We start from the raw sequence: 22,622 nt of genomic DNA, 5'->3' as shown, positions 1-22,622 counted from the left end.
CTGTCGCACCCCACCTGCCCCCCGTGCCGTGAGGGAGTCCCCCATGCCCGTCAACCCCGCCATGCCCACGCTGCGTTCACGCGTCCGCGCTCTGCTCGCCCTCGGTTCCCTGGCCGTCGCACCGGGCCTGCCGGTCCCGGTGGCCGCGCGGGCGGCCACCGGCGGCCGGCGGGTCGTCGCCGCCGGCGAGACCTGGGAGGTCACCGGGATCACCCGGCTCGACGAACTCGTCGTGGAGGAGGGCGCCTCGCTCACCGCGCCCGACGGGTTCATCCTGTCCCTCACCGTGGACGGGGTGGAGACGGGCTCCGCGCTGGTGAGCACCTACGGCGTCACGACGGTCGTCGTCCCCGGCACCTACACCGGCGACGTCGTCCTCACCCCGGCCGCCGAACACCTGGAGTCCTTCGCGGCGTACACCTTCCACCTCCGGCAGGCCGTGTACGCCGCCTCCACCGGTGTGGTCACCGCCGGCTCGGTGCTGTCCGCGGTGACCGGGGGCACCCTCACCGACACCCGCGCGCGGGGCGTCCGCATCACCTCCAGGGCCCAGGCGTTCAACGGCTTCCACGTCACCGACGGCGCCGCCTACACCCTGGAGGACGTCACGATCGACTTCGACGGCAACGGCCGCTGCGACTTCGCGGGTTACGGGGCCGCCGTCACCGGTGACGGGGACGGGACGCGGCTGGTGGTGGACGGGGCCGACATCGCCACCACGGGGGTCGTGCGCAGCGCCCTCGTCGCGCGCGACGGCGCGCACGTCGTCGTCAAGAACTCCACGCTCGCCGCCCGCGACGGCGTCCTGCCCGACGACTTCGTCCCCGCGGGCGGCGCCGACATGCTGACCGTGCCGTGGCGGCTCGGCCTCACCGGGAACGTGCGCGCCACCAACGTCATCGGCGCGAACACCAGGGCCACCTACCTCAACTCGACCGTGTCCAGCGAGCGATGGGGCGTCCTGTCCACGGACTCGGTCACCGGCTCCCGCCTCACCACCGTCAACTCGACGGTCGTCGTCACCGGGGACTCCGGGTACGGCACCTACGCCGACGGCAAGTCCATGCGGGACGTGTTCCTCGGCACGGACTTCGACGTGGCGACCTGGGTCGCGATCTCGACGGGCAGCCCGGTGGTGTTCGGGGACAGCACGGCGCAGGCGGTGGCGGAACTGAACACCGAACTCGAACTGGGGCTGAGCGAGGACGAGCTGGCCCGACTGGAACCGAGGTCCTGCACGCTGCGGTCCCGGGGCTTCGGCGTGATGTGGCACAGCGGGGACGGGGGCTCGGTGACCATCGGGGGCGGCACCTCCTTCACCACCGCCGAGACGATGTTCCTCGCCAAGGCCGTGCAGGCGGCCATCGTGGTCGACGGCTCGCAGGGCGCCGAACTGAGCGCGGGCAACGGCGTGCTGGTGCAGCTCATGGAGACCGACAACCCCGGTTCGATCAACGGGGTGTACACCGAGCCGACCGGCGACCCGGACCGGGACACCGATTTCGACACCACCGCCCCGCACACCGCCGACCTGACGGCGGCCTTCACCGACATCACGCTGCGGGGCGACTTCTGCAACGCGATGCGCGCCGGGAAGAACCTGGTGGTGACGTTCGCGGGCGGCTGCGACGTGGCGGGCGTCATCTCCGCGACCACCTCCCGGCATGCCGTCCCCACCATCACCTCGGCGGAGTGGGCGCAGCTCAGCCATGTCACCAACACACCGAGCCCCGCCGTCAACAACGGCGTGATCGTCACGGTCGGTGCCGGGTCCACCTGGACGGTGACGGGCACGTCGTACCTCACCCGGCTGGTGGTGGAGGAAGGGGCGGTCGTCCAGGGCCCCGACGGCGCGGCCCCGACCCTCACCGTCGACGGCGTCGTCACCGACCTCACCCCGGGCGCCGCCTATAGCGGCGCGCTCGCGCTCACTCTCCCTGTCGGGTGACGCGCTTGCGGGTCAGGACGACGACCCCGCTGCCCGCGAGGAGCGCGGCCACGCTGCCCGCCGCGAGGTACGGGGTGCTGTCGCTGCCGCCGGTCTCGGCGAGGTCCCGGCCCGCGCCCGTGCCCGCCCGGTCGTCCGCCGCCTCGTCCTTGGCGGCGACGAACCCCGCGGGCGGAGTGTCGCAGCCGATGCCGTCGCCGTCGCGGTCGAGGTGGGAGCCGTAGTGCTCGTCGCCCTCCTTGATGTTCGCGTACCCCGCGGCATAGGCCTCCTTGCAGTTGTCGAACGGATGGCCGCCGTCGTGCGCGGAGGCGGTACCGGGCAGCGCGGCGAGGGCCAGGGTCGTGGCGGCGACTGCGCAGGGCTTGCGGAGGAAGTGCACAGCGGGGGTCCTTCCAGGTCTGTTCGTGGCCGTGCCGGCCCGGCCGTCCAATGGCCAAGGGCCGGACAAGAGGTGACGAACGTACTGAGGGGCCGCTGCGACGGAGGCCGTGTGAAGGACCCGTGACGGGAGCGTGATGTGACCGAACGGTACCCGCACCGAACCGGTCACCTCCGCTCACCCGTCGCCTCAACTGTCGCAACCGACGCCGTCGTTGTCACGGTCCAGATGCGAGGCGTAGCCCGGCTCGCCGCGATGGACGGGTGCGGCCCCGGCGGCCCGCGCCTCGCTGCAATTGGCGTAGTAGACACTGTCGCCGGAGTCGGAGGAGCCGGAGCCCGAGCCGGAGTCGTCGTCCGCGGCTGCCTCGGCCTGTTCCGTGACGGTCTCGGTGACCTCCACCGTCTCCGTCGCGGTCACCGTCACCGCGGGCTCCGGGTCCGGCGTCTCCGTCACCGTGACGGTCGGGCGGGGGGACGCGCCGAGTGGCTTGGCGTCGTTCCTCGTGTCCTGGTCGCCGCCGCCCCCGACGCCGACACCGATGAACAGCGCGAGCGCCAGGGCGGGCAGGACGTACCGCTTCCGGGCCCACCTGGGCGCGGGTCCGGAAGCGGCCGGCGTGGTGTACGGGTTGTTGCTCATGATGTCGTCCCCCTGGAGCGGTACGTGAGGGGATGACCGTATTGCCGTGCCCCGAGGTGCGGCGGTGAAGTGCTCGATCCGTGACGTTTGTGTGACTACGACCGGAACGGGCCCGTCACCTCGTACGTGATGCCGCCCGACGAACTGCCCGTCGTGCCGCGCTGGCTGGAGAAGTACAGGCGGGTGCCGTCCGGGGAGAAGGCGGGGCCGGTGATCTCGGACGAGGACTGGCCGTCGATGCGCAGGAACGGGGCGACGACGTCGTCCGGGGTGATGACGCAGATGTCCATGCTGCCGCCGTCCTCCGCGACGAAGAGGTCGCCGGAGGCCGAGCCGGTGATGTTGTCGACGCCGGTCAGGGGAGCCGTGCCGGACGTGACGAGGGAGTCGTCGTAGGCCAACTCGTACGTGCTGGAGGCCAGGTCGAGCCGCCAGACACGGTTGTCGCCCTTGGTCGTGAACCAGACCGTGTCGTCGGCGTAGTGGCAACCCTCCCCGCCGTTGAAGGACTTGGAGCCGGAGACCTGCGTACGGGTGGTCGTGGGGGAGCCGTCCGGGTCGGGGACGGTCGTCCAGGTGAAGGAGCCGGAGGTCGCCGTGCCCGCCACCAGGACCTGGAGCGTGCCCGAGGACAGGTCGCCCCAAGTCGTCGGAACGAAGCGGTAGAAGCGGCCGTTCGTCTCGTCCTCCGTCAGGTAGACCACCTGGCGGACCGGGTCCGCGGCGGCGGCCTCGTGCTTGAAGCGCCCCATCGCGGGCCGCTGCACGGCCGCGTTCACGCCCCACGGGTCGGTCTCGTAGACATGGCCGAGGGACACCTCCTCGCAGGACAGCCAGGTGTTCCACGGCGTCCTGCCGCCCGCGCAGTTCTGCCGGGTGCCCGACAGCACGCGGTACGCCGAGGTGACCGTCCCGCTCGACGAGAACCGCACCGCGCTCGCGCCCCCGCTCGGGTTGATCTCCGAGTTGGAGACGTAGATCCAGCCGCCGCCGTCCGCGTAGCAGGCCCCGCCGTCGGGGGCGTTGTGCCAGGTGTACGACGTTCCGCTCACCGTCTGTCCGGAACGGGCGATCACCCGGCTGGTGAACCCGCCGGGCAGCCGGACTCCGTTGGCGTCGGCCGAGCCGAGCGCCCCGTAGGGGCCCGTCCCCGGCTGGGCGGGCGCGGCGTGGGCGGCGCCGCGCCACAGGGTTCCGCCGAAGACGGCGGAGGCGCCGCCGAGGGCGCCCGCACGCAGGAGGGTACGACGTTCCACTCTCGCTCCAAGGGTGTGTCGTGACCGGGCCCGCCACCGATCGGCGACGGGGTCGCGCGGTGACGGACCCTAGGCGCGCGGGATGGACATGTCATGGCTGCGTCATTGACGGGTCGTGAACCAGCCGCACGCGCACGCCAGTTGATCTCCGAACCGGCTGCCGGCACCCCCCCCGACGCCGACGGGCCCGGAACGCGCCGTTGCGTCCCGGGCCCGCGGTCATGGGCTGTACGACGGGCTACGCGGCCCGCACCTCGTACGTCGTCACCCGCACCGTCTCGTCGTCCAGGCACTGCCCGGTCCCCAGGTCGAAGCGCTGCTTGAGCAGTGGCGAGGCGACGAAGGGGCGGCCCTCGTGGGTGCCGGTGAGGCCCCGGGAGAGGACGGCGGCGCCGCCGAAGGGGTCGCGGTTGTCGATGGCGTACAGCGCGCCGGAGCGGTCGCGGAAGATCGCCGCCTGGCCGCCGTCCGGGAGCAGCGCCGCCACGCCGCGGCCCGGCAGCAGCACGTTCAGGTCGCAGACCGTGAACCAGGCGTCCGCGAGCTGGAGCTGGATCTTCAGGTCGGTGGTCTCGGGGGCGAGGGTCATCGCTGGGCGGTTCCTTCCAGGATGTCCGCGCCGGGGCGCAGACCGATGGACAGCAGCGGCAGGTCGGGCTTGATCTGGTCGCGCTCGGGGACGAAGCCGACGACCGGGTCGGGGGTGTCGGGCGCGTTCACGAACGACACGAACCGGGCGAGCTTCTCGGGGTCGTTGATGGTGTCGGCCCACTCGTCGCGGTAGTGGGAGACATGGCCGGTCATCAGCTCCTCCAGCTCCTGGCAGATGCCGAGGGAGTCCTCCACCACCACGTCCCGCACATGGTCCAGGCCGCCGGGGATGCGCTCCAGCCATGTCGAGGTGCGTTCCAGGCGGTCGGCGGTGCGGATGTAGAACATCAGGAACCGGTCGATGAGCCGGATCAGTTCGGCGTCGTTCAGGTCCTGGGCCAGCAGGTCCGCGTGGCGCGGGGTGGCACCGCCGTTGCCGCCGACGTAGAGGTTCCAGCCGTTCGACGTGGCGATGATCCCGAAGTCCTTGGACTGGGCCTCCGCGCACTCGCGGGCGCACCCGGAGACGGCGGACTTGAGCTTGTGCGGGGAGCGCAGACCGCGGTAGCGCAGCTCCAGGTCGATGGCCATGCGGACCGAGTCCTGCACGCCGTAGCGGCACCAGGTCTGCCCGACGCAGGACTTCACCGTCCGCAGCGACTTCCCGTACGCGTGGCCCGACTCGAAGCCGGCGTCCACCAACCGTGTCCAGATCAGCGGGAGTTGCTCGACGCGCGCGCCGAACATGTCGATCCGCTGGCCGCCCGTGATCTTCGTGTAGAGGCCGAAGTCGCGGGCGATCTCACCGATCACGATCAGCCCCTCCGGGGTGATCTCACCGCCGGGGATGCGCGGGACGACCGAGTACGAGCCGTTCTTCTGGAGGTTGGCGAGGAAATGGTCGTTGGTGTCCTGGAGGGCCGCCTGCTCGCCGTCCAGGACGTAGACGTCGGCGCCGATCGTCGGGGCCAGCGAGGCGATGATGGAGCCCACCGCCGGCTTGCAGATCTCGCAGCCGTCGCCGCCGCGGGCGCCGTCGCGGCCGTACCGGTCCAGCAGGTCCTGGTAGGTGTTGATCCGCAGGGCCAGGACGATCTCGTACAGCTCCTCGCGGGTCTGCGCGAAGCAGCCGCACAGGCCCTTGTCGACCTCGACGCCGGACGCCTCCAGCTCGGCGGTGACGAGCTGGCCGAGCACCTTGACGCAACTGCCGCACGTCGTACCGGCCTTGGTGCACTTCTTCACCTCGGGCACGGTCGTGCACCGGTGGTCGGTGACCGCGGCGCGGATCGTGCCCTTGCGGACGTTGTTGCAGGAGCAGATGATCGCGTCGTCCGGCAGCGCCGACGGGCCCAGCTGGACCGACTCCCCGGCACCCGCGGGCAGCACCAGCGACTCCGGCGAGACCGGCGGCACCGAACCGGTGAACGCCTTCAGCGTGCCGTACGCCTCCGCGTCACCGACCAGGATGCCGCCGAGGAGCGTGCCGTCGGAGCCGATGACGAGCTTCTTGTACAGGCCCGCGCGGGAGTCGGAGTAGACGACGTCCAGGCAGTCGGCGGTGGTGCCGTGCGCGTCGCCGAAGGACGCCACGTCCACACCGAGCAGCTTCAGCTTCGTCGACAGGTCCGCGCCCGTGAAGGACGCCTCGTCGGCGGCGATCGTCGCCGCCACCGTCTCCGCCTGCTCGTACCCGGGCGCCACCAGGCCGTACACCCGGCCGTCGGCGGCCAGCGCGCACTCACCGATCGCGAAGACGTGCGGGTCGGCGACCGTGCGGCACTGCTCGTCGACGGTGATGCCGCCGCGCTCGCCGACGGTCAGGCCGCAGTCCCGGGCCAGCTGGTCGCGGGGGCGGACACCGGCGCTGAACACGACCATGTCGGCGGCGAGTTCGGAACCGTCGGACAGCTTCATCCCGGTGACGGCGCCGTCCGCGCCGACCACGATCTCCTGGGTGCCGACCCCCGTGTGCACGCTCAGGCCCATCGACTCGATGGTGCGCAGCAGGGCCGCGCCGCCCCCGTCGTCGACCTGCACCGGCATCAGCCGGGGCGCGAACTCCACGATGTGCGCGTCCAGTCCGAGCCCCTTCAGGGCGCCGGCCGCCTCAAGTCCCAGCAGGCCGCCGCCGACCACCGCGCCGGTGGTCGCCCTCGCCTTCGCGTACTCCTCGATCGCGAGGAGGTCGTCGATCGTGCGGTACACGAAGCAGCCCGCCGCGTCCTTGTTCGGTACCGGCGGCACGAACGGGAAGGAGCCGGTGGCGAGGACGAGCACGTCGTAGCCGAGGACCTGCCCGGAGGCGGCCGTGACCGTGCGCGCCGCGCGGTCCACGGAGACGGCCGGGTCGCCGACGCGGAGCTCGATGCCGTGCTCCGCGATGAACGCCGGGTCCGTCATCGACAGGTCCTCGGGGGTCTTGCCCGAGAAGTACGAGGTCAGCGCGACCCGGTCGTAGGCGGGGCGCGGCTCCTCGCAGAGCACGACCACACGGTGGGTGGCGGTCAGTCCCCGGTCGGCGAGCGCTTCGAGGAAACGCTGGCCGACCATGCCGTGGCCGACGAGCACGATCGTGGGGGTGGCCTCCGTGGCCTCCGGGGTGGCGGTCATCAGGAGCCTCCATCGTTGGTGAGCAGGTGGAGCAGCGGACCGTCGTCGGGGAGCGGCTCCGCTCCCTCCCAGGCGCGGGCGAGCGCGCCGACGGTGCCGAGTTCGCCGACGAGGACCCCGCCGACCAGGCGGTCGTCACGGACGACGACCTTGCGGTAGGTGCCTCGGGTGGCGTCCGTGAGCCGGACGACGTCGTCCCCGGGACGCGGCTCGGTCTCGCCGAACGCGGCGAGATCGAAGGGGGAGTGGTGCTGCCCGGTCAGGGTGAGGCGGGTCAGCGAACGGGTGCCGGTGTAGCGGGCGTTCGTCCGTCCGGCGAGCAGCTCGGCCAGCACGTCGGCCTGTTCGAGGGCCGGGGTGGCCAGCCCGTACACGGTCCCGGCGTGCTGGGCGCAGTCGCCGATGGCGTGGACGTACGGGTCGGAGGTGCGCAGTTCGTCGTCCACGACGATGCCCTTGCGGATCTCCAGACCGGCCTGCCAGGCGAGACCGGCCCGCGGGTGGACCCCGCAGGCCAGGACGACGATCTCGGCGTCCAGGGCGTAGCCGTCGGCCATCTCGACCGAGCGGACCGCGCCGTTCACGCACCGCACGTCCCGCACCCGCAGATCGGTGTGGACCTCGACGCCGAGCGCCTCCAGATGCCGGCGCACCAGCGTCGAGGCGTCCGGGTCGAGCTGGCGCTCCATGAGCCGCTCGGACTGCTGGGCGAGGACGACGGCCGCGCCGCGCTGGGCGAGCGCGCGGGCCGCGGACACCCCGAGGAGCCCGCCGCCGATCACGACCGCCTTCGCACCCGGTCGCACCGCCTTCGACAGGCCCAGGCAGTCGTCCATGGTCCGGAAGGCGTGGACACCCGCGGGCAGCACACGGTCGGCGGTGAACAGGCTGCGCAGCGGCGGCAGCACCGGGTTCGAGCCGGTGGCCAGGACCAGCCGGTCGTACGCGATCCGCGTCCCGTCCTCGCACGTGACGGCACGCGCCTCCCGGTCGATGCCGGCGACCCGGGCCCGGACCAGCGCGGCGGGCGCGGGCAGCTCTATCACCTCGGGGCTGTACCGGCCCGCCAGCACCTCGGCCAGGAGCACCCGGTTGTAGGGGCGGTGCTCCTCCTCGCCGATCAGCGTCACGGGCGTGCCCAGTTCGCCGAGCCGCCGGGCGAGACGGACGCCCGCGAGGCCGGCGCCGATCACCACCACACGCGTATTCGAGGTCATGCAAAGGAGCGTGCGGTGCCGGTGTTTCCCGACCGCATCACCTCTGTTTCCCGTGAGGAACGCTGCCCTCTTCGGGGAGGGGGGCCGGGTGTGAGGGTTCCCGGGCGGGGCACGGGGGAACCTCAGAATCCGCTCAGTTCGATGGACTCTGCATGTATCCCGTCCGTAAGGTCGCGATCATGCCTGACATATCGCTGACCACCGTAGTCGTCCTCTGTCTCGCCGCACTCGCGGCCGGCTGGATCGACGCCGTGGTGGGCGGCGGCGGACTCCTGCTCCTGCCCGCGCTGCTGCTCGGCCTGCCCCCGGGGACGGCCGCGGCGACCGCGCTCGGCACCAACAAGGCCGTCGCGATCGTCGGGACGACCGGCGCGGCGGTGACGTACGCGCGCAAGGCGCCCGTCGACGTACGGCTCGCCGTCCGGATCGGTCTCGCCGCCCTCGCGGGCTCCTCGGCGGGCGCGTTCTTCGCGGCCGGGATGAGCACGGAGGTCCTCAAGCCGGTGATCATGCTGGTGCTGCTCGGCGTGGCGGCCTTCGTCATCCTGCGCCCCGCGTTCGGCACCGCCCCCGCGACCGGCCCGGCCACCCGCCGCCAGATCTTCGCCGCGATCGCCCTCGCGGGCCTCGGCATCGGCTTCTACGACGGTCTGATCGGCCCCGGCACGGGCACGTTCCTCGTCCTCGCCCTCACCGCGGTCCTCCACCTCGACCTGGTGACGGCCTCCGCCACCGCCAAGATCGTCAACTGCTGCACCAACGCGGGCGCCCTCGCGATGTTCGCCTGGCAGGGCGCGGTCCTGTGGCAGCTCGCCGCGCTGATGGCCGCGTTCAACCTCGCGGGCGGCACGCTCGGAGCGCACACGGCCCTGAAGAAGGGCAGCGGCTTCGTCCGGATCGTCCTGCTGACGGTGGTCTTCGCCCTGGTCACGAAAATGGCGTACGAGCAGTGGCTCGCCTGACGCTAGCGTGACCGGATGGCTGCTCAGGTGATCGTCCTCAACGGTGGTTCCAGCTCCGGCAAGTCCGGGATCGTGCGCTGCCTCCAGGCCGTGCTGCCCGACCCGTGGCTCGCCTTCGGCGTGGACTCGCTCATCGAGGCGATGCCGGGCGCGGGCGTCGGCATCGGCCTCTCCGCCGACGGGGAGGTGGAGATCGGCCCCGCCTTCATGACCCTGGAGGCCGCCTGGGCCCAGGGCATCGCCGCCATGGCCCGCGCGGGCGCCCACGTCATCGTCGACGACGTCTTCCTCGGCGCCGCCACCACCCAGGCCCGCTGGCGCCGCGTCCTCACCGGCCTCGACGTGCTCTGGGTGGGTGTGCGCTGCGACGCCGGGGTCGCCGCCGGCCGTGAGCTCGCCCGGGGAGACCGGGTCCGGGGCATGGCCGAACGCCAGGCCACCCTGGTCCACCAGGGCGTCACCTACGACGTGGAGGTGGACACGACCCGGGCGGAGTCCCTGGAGTGCGCCCGGTCGATCGCGGCGAGGGTCACGGCAGCGGCGAGGGGGTGACGGGCCGCCGACACTAGACGTCCGGTGAGTCCGGTGAGTCCGGTGCTCGCGGGGCTCGCGGGACTCGCGGGACTCGCGTCAGCGGATCGTGGCCGTCAGGTGGGCGAAGACGACCACGTTGCCCTGGTAGCCCGTCGAGCGGGAGTAGCCGCCGCCGCAGGTGATGACGCGGAGCTCGGGGCGGCGGGACGGGCCGTAGACCTTCTCGTCGGGGAAGTGCGCGGCGTCGTAGACCTCGACGGAGTCGACGGAGAACACGGCGGTGCTGCCGTCCAGGCGGTCCGTCTCGATGCGGGCGCCCTTCTTCAGGGCGCCCAGGTCGTAGAAGACGGCCGGTCCGTCGGCGTTGTCGACATGGCCGGCCACGATCGCGGTGCCGGTCTCACCCGGGGTGGTGCCGGCGGCGTACCAGCCGGCGAGGTTCTTGTCCGCGGCGGGCGGCACGTCGAGGCTGCCCGAACGGTTCAGCCCGAGGCCCATGAGCGGCGCGTCCACGCGGATCGACGGGATGCGGACCCGGTCGGGCGGTGAGGGCGGCAGCGCGGGCGCGGACCGCGGGTCGGGGTGTCCCGCGCCCGCCTGCGCCGCGGACGGCTGGGGCGGTGCGTGGCGCGCCGCACCGTCGCCGAGCAGCCACGCGCCCGTGCCCAGGGCGACGACCGTGACGCCCGCTATGACGGTGTTGCTGAGCCTGCGCACCTCGGCCTCCTAGAGCCACGGGGACCCCCGCCCCTCCGGGCCGCGAGGGGCGTCGGACCCGGAGGGGGAGGGACATGCGGTACCGGCGGACGGACAGCGGAGGGTGTCCGTCAGATCCCGTCGCCTCTCGCCCGGCGATGCAGGAGCCAGGTACCGCCCGCGGCGGCGACGGCGAGAGCCGCCACGCCGGCCGCGGTCTGCACGGGGTCGGGGCCAAGCGCGCCGCCGACCCCCGTCTTCACACTTCCTCGGGGATGCACCTGCTGCCGCTGCGAGGTCAGCGTCACCGTCAGGTCGCCCGTGACCCGCTTCCCGCCCTCCGAGCAGGTCGCGACGATCTCGTACGTCCCCGGCTGCGCGCTCTCGGGCACCTTGAACTGCCCGATCGCGTCCTGTTCGTGCGTGCTCGGCGCCAGCGTGAACATCCCGGCGCCGACCGCGCTCGCGTCGCCCTGGGCCGTACCGCCGCCGCACGCCGGCGTGTTCACCGTGACCTGCCCGCCGGGCACCACCGACGACGGGTACACCTCCAGCGACCCCGCCTCCGCCGCGAACACCGGCGCTGCGAGCAGCCCCACGGCCGCGACGGCGAGCGCGGTGCCGGTGAGCGGACGGGCGGTACGGCGCATCGGTGCTCCCTGGAGCTGATCGGTGTCCCCTGCCCTACCGAGGTAAGTCGCAGCGGGCCCGGCGCGCTTCCTGAGGATGCGTCAGAAAGGGGATGAACGGGTGTCCCGGGGCGACTGGAAGACCCCCTCCCGCGGTGCGTTTCAGCAGGTCACCGCCGTGCCGCGCGGGAGTCGCGGAAGAGAACCCGAAGGGCCGGGGGCGGGGGTGCGACCGGGTGACGGGCCGGGGCCGACGGCACGGCTTGACCTCAACTTTGGTCGAGGTACGACGCTGTCCGGCATGGAGACCACAGACACGGCGGATTCCGCCCTGGCCGTCACCCTCGTCATCGGCAGCAACCGGCACGGCCGCTTCGGCCCGGTCGTCGCCGACTGGCTGCTCGGCCTGATGCGCGCCCGGGACGACCTGCGCCCCGAGGTCGTGGACGTGGCGGACGTCCCGCTGCCCACGACCTTCGACCGCACCCCCGAGGCGACGGCCGCGCTGGCCGACGTCACCCCGAAACTCGCCCGCGCCGACGCCTTCGTCGTCCTCACCCCCGAGTACAACCACTCGTTCCCGGCCGGTCTGAAGAACCTCGTGGACTGGCACTACGGGGAGTGGCGCGCCAAGCCCGTCGCCCTCGTGTCGTACGGCGGTCTCGCGGGCGGCCTGCGCGCGGCCGAGCATCTGCGCCAGGTCTTCGCCGAGCTGCACGCGGTCACGGTCAGGGACACCGTCTCCTTCCACAACGCCCACGGCCGATTCACCGACGGCACCCTCGACGACCCGACCGGCCCGGAGGCGGCGGCCAAGACGATGCTGGACCAACTGGTCTGGTGGGGGCGGGGCTTGAGAGAGGCCCGGGAGCGCCGCCCGTACGCGGCCTAGATACGGACCCGCCCCGCCGCCCGTTCGGCCGGCACCTCGCGCACCGCCCGCGGCCCGACCCCCGCCAGGGCCGGATCGCGTCCGCCCCGGTAGTAGCGGTGGGCGCTCAGGCCGAAGCACAGGGCCCAGCCCCGGCCGCGCGCCCAGGTGGCGTCGTCCACCGCGGCGGCGGCCCGGAAGGTGTCCCGGGACCCGGCGTCGAACACCGCCCAGGCGGCGAGGGTGTCCGCCGCCGGGTCGCCCACGCCGAGCCCGCCGAAGTCGATGACGGCGGTGAGGCGGCCGGAGCGGGTGAGGAGGTTGCCGGGCAGGAGGTCGCCGTGCGGCCAGACGGGGGCGCCGTTCCACCGCGGGAGCCGGAGGGCCTCCTCCCACACGGCGGTCGCCGCGTCCGGGTCCACGGTGCCGTCCGCGCCGAGGTCCCGGATCGCGTTCCGCATCCCGGTGTCGTTCCCGGCGAGTGGCCCGCCGCGCCAGGAGGCCGGTCCGCCGGACGCGTCGGTCTCGCGCAGGGCCGCGACGAAGTGCTCCAACTCCTTTGCCACGTGCGTGCGATGGCGGATCGGGCTGCGGTAAGGGTCCTCGCCCGTCAGCCACCGGTACGCCCCCCACGGCAGCCCGTACGCGTGTCCGGGACCGCCCCGCGCCACCGGTTCCGGCACCGCCGGCGGCCGGGGTGCCGGCAGCCGGCGGTGCTCCCTGCGGAAGCGGCTTCCAGGGAGGGGTGGGGCGGCGGTAGGCGCCGGGACGCGTGCGGGGCGGTCGCGGGGCCGGGCCCGCCGCCGCCCCGCCGATGGGTCACTCCCGCCGGCTCAGGCCACGTTCACCGCGCTCCACGCCGCCGCGACCGCGCCGTACTCCGCGCTCCCGGCCCCGTAGAGGTCCCTCGCCGCGTTGAGGGTCGCCGTCCGCGCCGCCGCGTAGTTCGTCGAGGACGTCATGTAGACCGTCAGTGCCCGGTACCAGATGGCGCCGAGTTTGTCCCGGCCGATCCCCGACACCGAAGAGCCGTTGCAGGTGGGGGAGTTGTAGCTGACGCCGTTCACCGTCCGGGCGCCGCTGCCCTCGGCGAGCAGGAACGCGAAGTGGTTCGCGACACCGGAGGAGTAGTGGACGTCGAGGTTGCCGACCGAGGAGCTCCAGCAGTCCGCCGAGCTGCCGTCCTTGGAGGGCTTGTCCATGTACCGCAGGGCGTCCCGGCCGAAGCCCGACCGCACGATCTTCTCGCCGATCAGATAGTCACCGGCGTCGGAGGAGTTGCCCGCGTAGAACTCCACCAGGGTCCCGAAGATGTCGGAGGTCGCCTCGTTGAGGCCGCCGGACTCGCCCGAGTACGTCAGCGCCGCCGTCTTGGACGTCACGCCGTGGGACATCTCGTGGCCGGCCACGTCCAGCGACACCAGCGGGCCGAGCTGGGTGCCGTCGCCGTCGCCGTACGTCATGCAGAAGCAACTGTCGTCCCAGAAGGCGTTGTTGTAGCTGTTGCCGTAGTGGACGCGGTTGTAGGAGCCCTTGCCGTCCCCGCCGATGCCGTTGCGGCTGTGGACGTTCTTGTAGTAGTCCCACGTCACGTCGGTGCCGTACTGGGCGTCGACGGCGACCGTGGCACGGTCCGAAGTCGCCCCCGTGCCCCAGTGGTTGTCGGCGTCGGTGAAGACCGTCGACGGGGCGCGGCTGATGCAGATCCCGAGGATGCACAGGTCCGTCTTGTTGGCCGCGTCACCGGTGTAGGTGTTGCCGCGCGTGGGGTCCTTGAGCTGGTACGTCGACCCGTTGAGGGTCGTCTCCAGGCCCACGGTGCCGCCGTAGAGGGACTTTCCGTCGCCGGTCGCCGTCTCGAGGGAGTCCCAGGCGTCGATCTGCGTGCCGGTCGCCGCGTCCGTCAGCACGGTCCGGGCGACCGGGTTGCCGAGCGAGTCCTGGGCGACGACGTCCGTGCGCCAGGCCAGCCTGGGGGCGCCGTGCAGCGCGTCGACCACCAACTCCGGCTGGGCGGTGAGCTTCTTGAGGGTCTCGCCGAGATGGGCGGCGCGCAGCGCGTTCGCCGCGAGGCCGGCCGCCTTCGGCGCGGTGAGCGAGGGGGTCACGCTCGCCAGGGACAGGCTCTTCCGGGTCGCGCGGTCGGCGCTCTCGTACGTCCCGTCCGGTGCGAGGTGGACCACGAAGTCCCCGCCGAGCACGGGCAGTCCGCGGTACGTGCGGTCGTAACGGACGTGCTGGGTGCCGTCCTCGTCGACGACGACGTCCCGGGCCTCCGTCTTCTGCGCGGCGGTCAGACCCAGCGCCGCGGCCCGGTCGGCCAGCACCGAGGCCGCGTTGTCGAGCACGGTGGCCCGGGACGGCCGGTCGGCGGCGCCGGCGGTGGGGGTGAGGGCCGCGGCGAGCAGCATCGCCGTGGTGGCGGCCACCGCGGCGGAGGCGAGGACGGGGCGGACAGGGCGTATTCGGCTCATCTGTCTCCTCAGGAAGGCGCCTTGGGGCGCGTGGGGGGAGGCGCTCTCGACAGGTACGACGGATGCGATTGAAAAGCCTGCACTCGTGTCATGTCCATACCGCGTATGTGCCGGTGTGTGTGGAGTGAGAATCGTTTCTGTGATCTCCGTACGCCCCCAGCTCCCGTTCTTCGTCTACGGCACCCTCCGCCCCGGCGAGCCCAACCACGACCGCTACCTCCGCGGCCGGACCCGCACCGAGGAACCCGGCCGCCTCACCGGGGCCGTCCTGTACGACGGCCCCGGATACCCCTACGCCGTGGAGGAACCCGGCGCCGGCACCGTCCACGGCGACCTGGTCACCGCCCTGCCCGACGCCTACGCCGAACTGCTGCTCGCGCTCGACGCGTTGGAGGAGTACCGGCCGGGCGACCCGCGCAACCTCTACGAACGCGTCGAGTTCCCCGTCGTCCGCGCCGCCGACGGACGCGCCGTCCCCGCCTGGGTGTACGTCGCCGCGCCCGCCGTCGCCGTCCGCCTGCGCGCGCGGGGCAGCCGCATCGCGACCGGGGACTGGCTCGCCGCCCCCTGACCTGAGCCGTGTGGGCTAACCCCCCGTGCGGCACCCCCGGGCGGCGCACCGCCCCTGCCTACCCTCCCGCCATGAACGACAGCGACATCACCAGACGGCGCGCCCTCGCGTACGGCGGGGTGGCGGCCGGGGCCGCCGTGGGGCTCGGGCTCACCTCCTGCTCCTCGGGCGGCGACACCGAGGTCGAGGCGGCGGCCTCCGGTCCGGCCTCGCCCACCGGTCCGGCGTCCGCGTCCTCCGACATCTGCACCCTCAACGGCAGCGTCACCGAGGGCCCGTACTACCTCGACGGCGCCCTGTTCCGGAAGAACATCACCGACGGGAAGAAGGGCGTCCCGCTCACGGTGAGGCTGACCGTCCTCGACCAGACCGACGGCTGCGCGCCCGTCGCGGACGCCGCCGTCGAGATCTGGCACTGCGACGCCTGGGGCTACTACTCCGGCTACACCACCGCCAACCCCGGCGGCTCCGCGCCCGCCGAGAGCGAGGACACCAGCGGCGCCGACGACAAGACGTACCTGCGCGGATACCAGACCACCGGCAAGGACGGCGTCGTCGAGTTCACGACGATCTACCCCGGCTGGTACACCCCGCGCGCCACCCACATCCACGTCAAGGTGCACACCGGCGGCAAGAAGGCCGACGGCACCTACGAGGGCGGCAAGGTCAACTGGACCGGCCAGCTCTTCTTCGACGACAAGTACGGCACCGAGGTCTACAAGACGTCCCCGTACAGCGAGCACACCGGTGACATCACCAAGCTCGCCGACGACATGGTCTACGGCGGGGGCGGTGCCAAGGACGGACTGACGACCGTCACCGGGTCCGTGTCCGACGGCTTCACCAGCACGCTGACCGTGGGCATCGACCCGGACAAGGAGAACACCGGCGCGGGCAGCGGCAGTCAGCCGCCCGGCGGCACCGGCAGCCCGCCCCCGTCCCCGCCGAGCGGACAGCCGAGCGGCTCCCCGTCGGCGATGCCGTCGGCCTCCGCCACCTGAGGCTCACCGCCTGAGGCGCACCGCCTGAGCCGTATCGGCCACCCGAGGCGCGTCCGGCTATCTGAGGCGTATCAGCGCCATCGAGGGCGCCGACGGCAGCCCCACCCGCAGGCCCGTCCCGGTCCACGCGGCCGTCGCCTCCCCGTGCAGCACCTCCGCCCGTACACCCTCGGCCCCCGCCAAGTGGTGTACGGGCAGCACCACTTCGGTGTCCTCCCCGCCCCGCCGCCACACCGACACGTACGACGGTCCCGTCACCGGCGCCCGCATCCCCAGCGCCAGCCACCGGTCCGTCCAGCCGGGCAGCCCGAGCGGCCAGAACGGCACCGAGGTCCGCAGATCGGCCCGGATCGCCTTGTGCACCGCCACAGCGTCCCGCACGAGCCCCAGTTGACGATCCGTCATGCCGTCCAGGTGCCCGGAGAGATGGACGCGCCCGAGCAGCGCGGTGCCGAGCGTGAAGCCGATCTCCCCGTCCCCGTAGCCCGGTTGGGGGTACGCCCACATCGCCCCCTGCTCCGGCGGCACCACCGTCGGCGCGGCGGCGGCGATCGGCGGACAGCGCAGCGGGTCCTGCTGGTCGGAGGTGGACTGGAGCTGGGTCACCGACAGCGACGCCCCGTCCATCCGCATCCCGCCGGACGCGCAGTTCTCGATCACCAGCGCCGGGTACCGCTCCAGCACCCCCTCCACCCACCGGCGCCACGCCCGCGTGTGCTCCAGCAGGCCCGGCGCCGAGGTCGTGATGTTGTAGTCCAGCTTGAGATAGCCCACCCCCCACTCCCCGGCGATCCGGTCGGCAGCCTCGTCCAGGTGCGCCCGCGCCGCCGGATGCGTCAGATCGAGCTGGTGGCGGCCCTGTTCGGTGACCCGGCTGCCGTCGTCGTGCCGCAGGAACGCCGCGTCCGGCAGCTCCCGGGCGAGCGGGCTGCGCACCCCGACCACCTCGGGCTCCAGCCACAGCCCCGGCACCATCCCGCGCTCACGGACGCGGTCCAGGACCTCCCCGATGCCCCCGGGGAAGCGGCGGGCCGACGCCTGCCAGGAGCCCACCGAGTCCCACCAGCCGCCGTCCTCGGTGTCGTCGTACCAGCCGGCGTCCACGCAGAAGTACTCCGCGCCCGCCCGGGCCGCCGCGTCGACCAGCGGCAGCAGCTTCTCCGTCGTCGGGTCGCCCATCAGGGTGTTCATGTAGTCGTTGAAGACGACGGGCAGCCGGGCGTGGTCCGGATGCGGGCGCCGCACCAGCCGCCGGTACGAGGTCAGCGCGGCCAGCGCCCCCTCGAACCCGTCCCCGAGGGCCACCGCGGCGTACTCGGTGCGGAACTCCGCGCCGGGCGCCAGGACCTGCCGCCAGCCGTGGTCGTCGTACGTCGGCCCGCCCAGCCCGAGGAACGTCCGCCCGGCCGGCGCCTCGCCCGCGTCCCACACCCACCCCGCGCCGGACTCGACCTGCCACAGCCAGCAGCGGCCGTCCCCACGGTCGGTGAGCGCGCCCATCGCCAGGTGCCCGTCGGTCGGCCAGCTGCCCCGCCCGGCCAGCCGCAGGCCCGCCCGGGTGTCGTGCTCGTGCACGTCACGGCCGATGTCGGGCACGGCGTCCCGCAGCGGCTCGACGTACCAACGGCACTCCGCCGCCCAGTCGTTGCGCGCCCGGTGCACGTCCAGCACCTCGGGGGAGGGCAGCCCGCCGAGCAGCAGACCGCCCACCGAGCGGACCGTGCGGGGCACGTCCCCGTCGTTGCGCAGCCGCACCCGGGACCGCAGCACCGGCACCCCGTCCGGCGAGGAGTACTCGGCCAGGACGGTCAACCCGCTCTCCTCGTCGTGGAGTTCGACCGTCAGATGATGCCAGCCGTCGCCGTACGCGGCGTGGTGCGAGCGGTGGCGCAACCGCGCACCCAGCGCCGTGCCCCGGAACCGCGGACCCGACCAGCCGGTCCCGTCGCCGAGCAGTGTCACGTCCGCCAACGGCAGGTCGCCCGGCGGGAGTTCGGGGTCACCGGGGCGGGAGACCCTCACCAGCCGGGGGGTGTCACCGCCCAGGTCGAGGTCGACGGTGAGCGCGGAGTGGCCCCAGCGGAGGCCGGATTCATGGGTCATCGGCGTCAGCGTACGAGCCGCGGGTCAGGACTTCACCGTCTCCAGCCGCACCGCGCACGTCTTGAACTCCGGCATCCGCGACGTCGGGTCGAGGGCCGGGTTGGTGAGCGTGTTGGCGCGGCCCTCGCCGGGCCAGTGGAAGGGCATGAACACGGTGTCGGGCCGGATGCCGTGGGTGATGCGGGCCGGGGCCACCGCGCGTCCCCGGCGGGACACCACGGCCACCGGGTCGCCCTCGGCCGCGCCGAGCCGGGCGGCGAGCCGGGGGTGCAGTTCCACGAACGGGCCGGGCGCTGCGGCGTTCAGCTCGTCCACGCGGCGCGTCTGGGCGCCGGACTGGTACTGGGCGACGACCCGCCCCGTCGTCAGCAGCACCGGGTACTCCTCGTCCGGTTCCTCCGCCGAGTCCCGGTGCGAGACCGGCACGAAACGGGCCCGGCCGTCCTCCGTCGCGAAGGAGTCGAGGAACAGCCGGGGCGAGCCGGGGTGCGGCTCCTCCCCGCCGGTCGCCGGGCACGGCCAGAACACCCCGTTCTCCTCGGCGAGCCGGCGGTAGGTGATGCCGGAGTAGTCGGCGGTCCCGCCCGCGCTCGCCCGCCGCAGCTCCTCGAAGACCTCCTCGGGATCGGTCGGGAACCCCTTCTCCACGCCCAGCCGGTCGGCGAGTTCGCGCAGCACCTCCAGGTCGCTGCGGACCCCCTCGGGCGGGCTGACCGCCCGGCGGCGCAGCAGCACCCTGCCCTCCAGGCTGGTGGTCGTCCCCGTCTCCTCGGCCCACTGCGTGACCGGCAGGACGACGTCCGCGAGGGCGGCGGTCTCCGACAGCACCACGTCGCACACCGCGAGGAAGCCGAGGGACCGGATGCGCTCCTCGACGTGCGCGGCACGCGGCGCGGACACCACCGGGTTCGAGCCCATCAGCAGCAGCGCCCTGATGTCCGTGCCCAGCGCGTCGAGGAGTTCGTAGGCGCTGCGTCCCGGCCCCGGCAGCGCGTCCGGGTCCACGCCCCACACCTCGGCGACGTGCCGGCGCGCCGCCGGGTCGTCCAGCTTGCGGTAGCCGGGCAACTGGTCGGCCTTCTGGCCGTGTTCGCGCCCGCCCTGCCCGTTGCCCTGCCCGGTCAGACAGCCGTACCCGGACAGCGGCCGGCCCGCCCGGCCCGTCGCCAGGCACAGATTGATCCACGCGCCGACCGTGTCCGTGCCCTTGGACTGCTGCTCGGGGCCGCGCGCGGTGAGCACCATCGCGGACTCCGGCTCGCAGAACATCCGTACCGTCTCGCGGAGTTGAGGCACCGGCACGCCCGTGATCCGCTCCACGTACTCGGGCCAGTGCGCCATGGCCGCCGCCCGCGCCTCGGGCCAGCCCGTGGTGCGCTCCTCGACGTACGCCTCGTCGACCCGGCCCTCGGCGACCACGAGGTGCAACAGGCCCAGCGCCAGGGCGAGATCGGTCCCCGGGCGCGGCATCAGATGCAGGTCGGCCTGCTCCGCGGTCTTCGTGCGGCGCGGGTCGATCACGATCAACGTGCCCCCGTTCTCGCGCAGTTCGGTGAAGAAGCGCAGCGACGGCGGCATGGTCTCCGCGAGGTTCGAGCCGACGAGGATCACACAGCCGGTGCGCGGGATGTCCTCCAGCGGGAACGGCAGGCCCCGGTCCAGACCGAACGCCCTGATGCCGCCCGCCGCCGCCGACGACATGCAGAAACGGCCGTTGTAGTCGATCTGCGAGGTCCCCAGCACCACCCGGGCGAACTTGCCGAGCGTGTACGCCTTCTCGTTGGTCAGCCCGCCCCCGCCGAACACCCCGCACGCGTCCGGACCATGTTCCGTCCGCGTGCGGTGCAGCTCCCCGGCGATCCGGTCCAGCGCCTCGTCCCACGTGGCGGGCACCAGCGTGCCGCCGGAGCGCACCAACGGGGAGGTCAGGCGTACGCCGGACGAGAGCACCGCGGGCGCGGTACGGCCCTTGCCGCACAGCGCGCCCCGGTTCACCGGGAAGTCCGCGCGCTCGCTCACCTCCACGCCCCCGTCCGGGACGGGCGTGAGGTTCATCCCGCACTGCAGGGCGCAGTAGGGGCAGTGGGTGGGCGTCGCGGTGTTCGGCATGCCTTTCAGCGTGCTTCCGCCGTGTTACGCCCGCGACGGCCCCCTGTTACGCGGCGGCGGCGACGACCTCCCCGCCCCGCGGGCGAGGCTGTGAGGGCCAGGGTGAGGGTTGTCCTACCGGTCCCGAGAGGCGAGCGCCCGCGCGATCCCCGGCTCCTTCGGGCCCAGGAAGCGCGGATCGGGCTCGATCACGGCGTCCAGGAGGGCCTTCCCGGCGGCCAGGATCTCCCGGCTCCCGCCGTAGTACCAGGTGACGTCGTGCCGGGCGTCCACCCCGACGCCGTACGACTCGACGCCGGCCTCCTCGCACAGGGCGACCGCGCGGCGGATGTGGAAGCCCTGGCTGATCAGGACGGCCCGGTCGACGCCGAAGATCTTCTTGGCCCGGACGCAGGAGTCCCAGGTGTCGAACCCGGCGTAGTCGCTGACGATCCGCGCGTCGGGGACACCGTGCCCGGTCAGATAGGCGCGCATCGCGTCGGGCTCGTCGTAGTCCTCGCGGCTGTTGTCGCCGGTGACCAGCACGACCTCGATCCGTCCCGCCCGGTACAGCCGCGCCGCCGCGTCCAGCCGGTGCGCGAGGTACGGCGACGGCTCCCCGTCCCACAGGCCCGCCCCGAACACCACGGCCACCTCGGTGCGCGGCACGTCCGCGACGGTGCGCAGCCGGTCGCCCGCCACGACGTACATCCAGGTCGCCGGGAGGAGGGCCAGCACACAGGCCCCCATCACGGCCTGCACCAGCCGCCGCTGCCCGGCACGGGTACGGGGCAGGCGCGGCGCACGGGGTCTGGGCAGCTTCACGGACGGTCCTCCCAGGTCGGCCGACCATCAGGACGGACGGTCCTTCGAGGTCGGTTCTCGACAGTCAGGGACGTCCCGTAAGCCCCCGCGGTTCACCCGCCACGCTGTGACCAGCTTCACTGCGCGCGCCGAAGCCGCAGGTCACCATGGCTCACAGACCCCGGTCACCCCACTGTGAACCCCCGGAAAAAGCCCGTCATTCCCGTGCAACGGCGAGGCAACCTCCCCCCGCCACCATCGGTTCATGACGCCGTCGAACTCCACGCACGACGAGTCCACCGCCCGCCCCGGGGCCCTGCCGCCACCGGGGGCCGACCTCGACAGTACGGCGCATCTCATGAACCGGATCAGCAGCCAGCTCGCCACCCAGCTCAGCCTCGTCTCCCTCGACGGCAGGCGCCGCCCCGAGCCGCCCGCGCTCGTCGTCGTCGCCCACGGCAGCCGCGACCCGCGCGCCCTGAGCACCGTGAACGAACTCCTCGACACGGTCCGCGCCCTCCGCCCCGGCCTGCCCGTCCACCTCGGCCACATCGAGCTGAACGCCCCGCTGCTGACCGACACCCTGGCCTCCCTCGGCGACCGCGAGGCCGTCCTCGTCCCCCTGCTCCTGAGCCGCGGCTATCACGTCAAGCGCGACATCCCCGAGATGGCCGCCGCGACCCGGGTCCGCGCCCGGCTCGCCCCCGCGCTGGGACCGCACCCGCTGCTCGTGGACGCGCTGCACGACCGTCTGCTGGAGGCCGGCTGGGACGACTCCGCGCGCGCGGGCGGCGCCGTCGTCCTCGCGGCGGCCGGCTCCCGCGACCCCGAGTCGAAGGTCGACACCGGCCGCACCGCCCAGCTGCTCTCCGCCCGCCTCGGCGTCCCGGTCGTCCCCGCCTACGCCACGACGGCCGCCCCCAGGGTCCCCGACGCGATCAAGGCCCTTGAGGACAGCGGCCGGACCAGGGTCGCGGTGGCCTCCTACTTCACGGCTCCCGGACGCTTCGCCACCGAGTGCGCCCAGGCCGCCCCCTGGATCGCGTCGGCCCCGCTGGGCACCCACCCGGCGATGGCGGACCTGCTCCTCGCCCGCTACGACCTGACCGCGCGCCGCACGAACGCGCACAGCGGCACCCGGCCCGCACTCGCCGTCTGAACCACGACAGCCCGGACAACGACAGCCCGGACCACGGCAGCCAGAACCACGACAGCCCGGACCACAACACCCCGAACCACG

19 protein-coding genes and 1 pseudogene are annotated in these 22,622 nt (G+C 73.2%); 7 read left to right on the top strand and 13 right to left on the bottom strand.

All coding sequences use genetic code 11. The features are described from left to right. Nucleotides 1-43: 43 nt before the first annotated feature. A complete protein-coding gene (locus ACIPSE_RS00720; RefSeq protein WP_401655880.1) occupies nt 44-1,948 on the top strand; it encodes a hypothetical protein in 1,905 nt (634 codons plus the stop codon). On the opposite strand, the gene ACIPSE_RS00715 is transcribed toward ACIPSE_RS00720, so the two are convergent. The 6 genes from ACIPSE_RS00715 to ACIPSE_RS00690 form a co-directional block, all read right to left on the bottom strand. After that, complete coding sequence (locus ACIPSE_RS00715) at nt 1,929-2,330, bottom strand: LAETG motif-containing sortase-dependent surface protein (protein ID WP_401655878.1); 402 nt, start codon at nt 2,328-2,330, stop codon at nt 1,929-1,931. The two genes, ACIPSE_RS00720 and ACIPSE_RS00715, sit on opposite strands and share 20 nt — an antisense overlap. A gap of 189 nt (nt 2,331-2,519) precedes the next feature. Then, a complete protein-coding gene (locus ACIPSE_RS00710; protein ID WP_401655876.1) occupies nt 2,520-2,972 on the bottom strand; it encodes an excalibur calcium-binding domain-containing protein in 453 nt (150 codons plus the stop codon). 95 nt (nt 2,973-3,067) lie between these two features. Continuing rightward, complete coding sequence (locus ACIPSE_RS00705; protein ID WP_401655874.1) at nt 3,068-4,228, bottom strand: alkaline phosphatase PhoX; 1,161 nt, start codon at nt 4,226-4,228, stop codon at nt 3,068-3,070. Between the two features lie 238 nt (nt 4,229-4,466). Next, nucleotides 4,467-4,817 carry a nitrite reductase small subunit NirD gene (gene nirD, locus ACIPSE_RS00700; protein WP_401655872.1) on the bottom strand — a complete coding sequence of 117 codons (351 nt, stop codon included), beginning with the start codon at nt 4,815-4,817 and terminating at the stop codon, nt 4,467-4,469. Further along, entirely contained in the window at nt 4,814-7,432 is a 2,619-nt protein-coding gene (gene nirB, locus ACIPSE_RS00695) for a nitrite reductase large subunit NirB (protein WP_401655870.1), read from the bottom strand. The genes nirD and nirB overlap by 4 nt, the downstream gene beginning before the upstream one ends. Next, nucleotides 7,432-8,649: an NAD(P)/FAD-dependent oxidoreductase gene (locus ACIPSE_RS00690; RefSeq protein ID WP_401655868.1), complete on the bottom strand. Its 1,218-nt coding sequence runs from the start codon at nt 8,647-8,649 to the stop codon at nt 7,432-7,434. The genes nirB and ACIPSE_RS00690 overlap by 1 nt, the downstream gene beginning before the upstream one ends. 179 nt (nt 8,650-8,828) lie before the next feature. Between ACIPSE_RS00690 and ACIPSE_RS00685 the strand changes: the two genes are divergently transcribed. Beyond that, nucleotides 8,829-9,611 carry a sulfite exporter TauE/SafE family protein gene (locus tag ACIPSE_RS00685; RefSeq protein ID WP_401655866.1) on the top strand — a complete coding sequence of 261 codons (783 nt, stop codon included), beginning with the start codon at nt 8,829-8,831 and terminating at the stop codon, nt 9,609-9,611. Nucleotides 9,612-9,626: 15 nt separating this feature from the next. Continuing rightward, nucleotides 9,627-10,163: a chloramphenicol phosphotransferase CPT gene (gene cpt / locus ACIPSE_RS00680; protein WP_401655864.1), complete on the top strand. Its 537-nt coding sequence runs from the start codon at nt 9,627-9,629 to the stop codon at nt 10,161-10,163. A 78-nt stretch (nt 10,164-10,241) separates the two neighbouring features. Here the strand turns inward: cpt and ACIPSE_RS00675 are convergent, their stop codons facing one another. Then, a complete protein-coding gene (locus ACIPSE_RS00675) occupies nt 10,242-10,862 on the bottom strand; it encodes a class F sortase (protein ID WP_401655861.1) in 621 nt (206 codons plus the stop codon). Between the two features lie 110 nt (nt 10,863-10,972). Continuing rightward, nucleotides 10,973-11,491: a hypothetical protein gene (locus ACIPSE_RS00670; protein WP_401655859.1), complete on the bottom strand. Its 519-nt coding sequence runs from the start codon at nt 11,489-11,491 to the stop codon at nt 10,973-10,975. A gap of 280 nt (nt 11,492-11,771) precedes the next feature. Here ACIPSE_RS00670 and ACIPSE_RS00665 point away from each other — a divergent pair, with 280 nt between their 5' ends. Then, entirely contained in the window at nt 11,772-12,362 is a 591-nt protein-coding gene (locus tag ACIPSE_RS00665) for an NADPH-dependent FMN reductase (RefSeq protein WP_401655857.1), read from the top strand. Here ACIPSE_RS00665 and ACIPSE_RS00660 read toward each other — a convergent pair. Continuing rightward, nucleotides 12,359-13,063, bottom strand: a pseudogene (locus tag ACIPSE_RS00660) (aminoglycoside phosphotransferase family protein); the annotation flags it as partial. The gene ACIPSE_RS00665 and the pseudogene ACIPSE_RS00660 overlap by 4 nt on opposite strands. Nucleotides 13,064-13,174: 111 nt before the next feature. After that, the gene (locus tag ACIPSE_RS00655) at nt 13,175-14,815 is read right to left on the bottom strand and encodes a M4 family metallopeptidase (RefSeq protein ID WP_401655855.1); all 1,641 of its coding nucleotides are present in this window, start codon (nt 14,813-14,815) and stop codon (nt 13,175-13,177) included. Between the two features lie 139 nt (nt 14,816-14,954). On the opposite strand from ACIPSE_RS00655, the gene ACIPSE_RS00650 reads away from it, so the two are divergent. Next, nucleotides 14,955-15,386 carry a gamma-glutamylcyclotransferase family protein gene (locus ACIPSE_RS00650; RefSeq protein ID WP_401655853.1) on the top strand — a complete coding sequence of 144 codons (432 nt, stop codon included), beginning with the start codon at nt 14,955-14,957 and terminating at the stop codon, nt 15,384-15,386. Between the two features lie 71 nt (nt 15,387-15,457). Beyond that, nucleotides 15,458-16,387 carry an intradiol ring-cleavage dioxygenase gene (locus ACIPSE_RS00645; protein ID WP_401655851.1) on the top strand — a complete coding sequence of 310 codons (930 nt, stop codon included), beginning with the start codon at nt 15,458-15,460 and terminating at the stop codon, nt 16,385-16,387. A gap of 57 nt (nt 16,388-16,444) precedes the next feature. Here ACIPSE_RS00645 and ACIPSE_RS00640 read toward each other — a convergent pair whose 3' ends face one another. From ACIPSE_RS00640 to ACIPSE_RS00630, 3 genes are all read right to left on the bottom strand, one after another. Next, nucleotides 16,445-18,490, bottom strand: a complete 2,046-nt coding sequence (locus ACIPSE_RS00640) for a glycoside hydrolase family 36 protein (RefSeq protein WP_401655849.1) — start codon at nt 18,488-18,490, stop codon at nt 16,445-16,447. A gap of 24 nt (nt 18,491-18,514) precedes the next feature. Further along, nucleotides 18,515-20,599 (bottom strand): molybdopterin oxidoreductase family protein, encoded by a 2,085-nt coding sequence (locus ACIPSE_RS00635; RefSeq protein ID WP_401655847.1) that lies wholly within the window; start codon nt 20,597-20,599, stop codon nt 18,515-18,517. Between the two features lie 114 nt (nt 20,600-20,713). Further along, a complete protein-coding gene (locus ACIPSE_RS00630) occupies nt 20,714-21,403 on the bottom strand; it encodes a vancomycin high temperature exclusion protein (RefSeq protein WP_401655845.1) in 690 nt (229 codons plus the stop codon). 244 nt (nt 21,404-21,647) lie between these two features. Between ACIPSE_RS00630 and ACIPSE_RS00625 the strand changes: the two genes are divergently transcribed. Then, nucleotides 21,648-22,541 (top strand): sirohydrochlorin chelatase, encoded by an 894-nt coding sequence (locus ACIPSE_RS00625; protein WP_401655843.1) that lies wholly within the window; start codon nt 21,648-21,650, stop codon nt 22,539-22,541. Nucleotides 22,542-22,622 lie beyond the last annotated feature (81 nt).

This window comes from Streptomyces sp. NPDC090106, from assembly GCF_044747265.1.
GTDB lineage: Bacteria > Actinomycetota > Actinomycetes > Streptomycetales > Streptomycetaceae > Streptomyces.
The sequence above is the reverse complement of the archived record's forward strand: the minus strand, read 5'-3'. Positions and strand labels throughout refer to the sequence as shown.

What these genes read in the sequence shown, in the direction of transcription:
- ACIPSE_RS00720 (WP_401655880.1), top strand. Translation starts at nt 44, where the DNA reads ATGCCCGTCAACCCCGCCATGCCCACGCTGCGTTCACGCGTCCGCGCT.
- ACIPSE_RS00710 (WP_401655876.1), bottom strand. Translation starts at nt 2,972, where the DNA reads ATGAGCAACAACCCGTACACCACGCCGGCCGCTTCCGGACCCGCGCCC.
- nirD (WP_401655872.1), bottom strand. Translation starts at nt 4,817, where the DNA reads ATGACCCTCGCCCCCGAGACCACCGACCTGAAGATCCAGCTCCAGCTC.
- nirB (WP_401655870.1), bottom strand. Translation starts at nt 7,432, where the DNA reads ATGACCGCCACCCCGGAGGCCACGGAGGCCACCCCCACGATCGTGCTC.
- ACIPSE_RS00690 (WP_401655868.1), bottom strand. Translation starts at nt 8,649, where the DNA reads ATGACCTCGAATACGCGTGTGGTGGTGATCGGCGCCGGCCTCGCGGGC.
- ACIPSE_RS00685 (WP_401655866.1), top strand. Translation starts at nt 8,829, where the DNA reads ATGCCTGACATATCGCTGACCACCGTAGTCGTCCTCTGTCTCGCCGCA.
- cpt (WP_401655864.1), top strand. Translation starts at nt 9,627, where the DNA reads ATGGCTGCTCAGGTGATCGTCCTCAACGGTGGTTCCAGCTCCGGCAAG.
- ACIPSE_RS00670 (WP_401655859.1), bottom strand. Translation starts at nt 11,491, where the DNA reads ATGCGCCGTACCGCCCGTCCGCTCACCGGCACCGCGCTCGCCGTCGCG.
- ACIPSE_RS00665 (WP_401655857.1), top strand. Translation starts at nt 11,772, where the DNA reads ATGGAGACCACAGACACGGCGGATTCCGCCCTGGCCGTCACCCTCGTC.
- ACIPSE_RS00655 (WP_401655855.1), bottom strand. Translation starts at nt 14,815, where the DNA reads ATGAGCCGAATACGCCCTGTCCGCCCCGTCCTCGCCTCCGCCGCGGTG.
- ACIPSE_RS00645 (WP_401655851.1), top strand. Translation starts at nt 15,458, where the DNA reads ATGAACGACAGCGACATCACCAGACGGCGCGCCCTCGCGTACGGCGGG.
- ACIPSE_RS00640 (WP_401655849.1), bottom strand. Translation starts at nt 18,490, where the DNA reads ATGACCCATGAATCCGGCCTCCGCTGGGGCCACTCCGCGCTCACCGTC.
- ACIPSE_RS00635 (WP_401655847.1), bottom strand. Translation starts at nt 20,599, where the DNA reads ATGCCGAACACCGCGACGCCCACCCACTGCCCCTACTGCGCCCTGCAG.
- ACIPSE_RS00625 (WP_401655843.1), top strand. Translation starts at nt 21,648, where the DNA reads ATGACGCCGTCGAACTCCACGCACGACGAGTCCACCGCCCGCCCCGGG.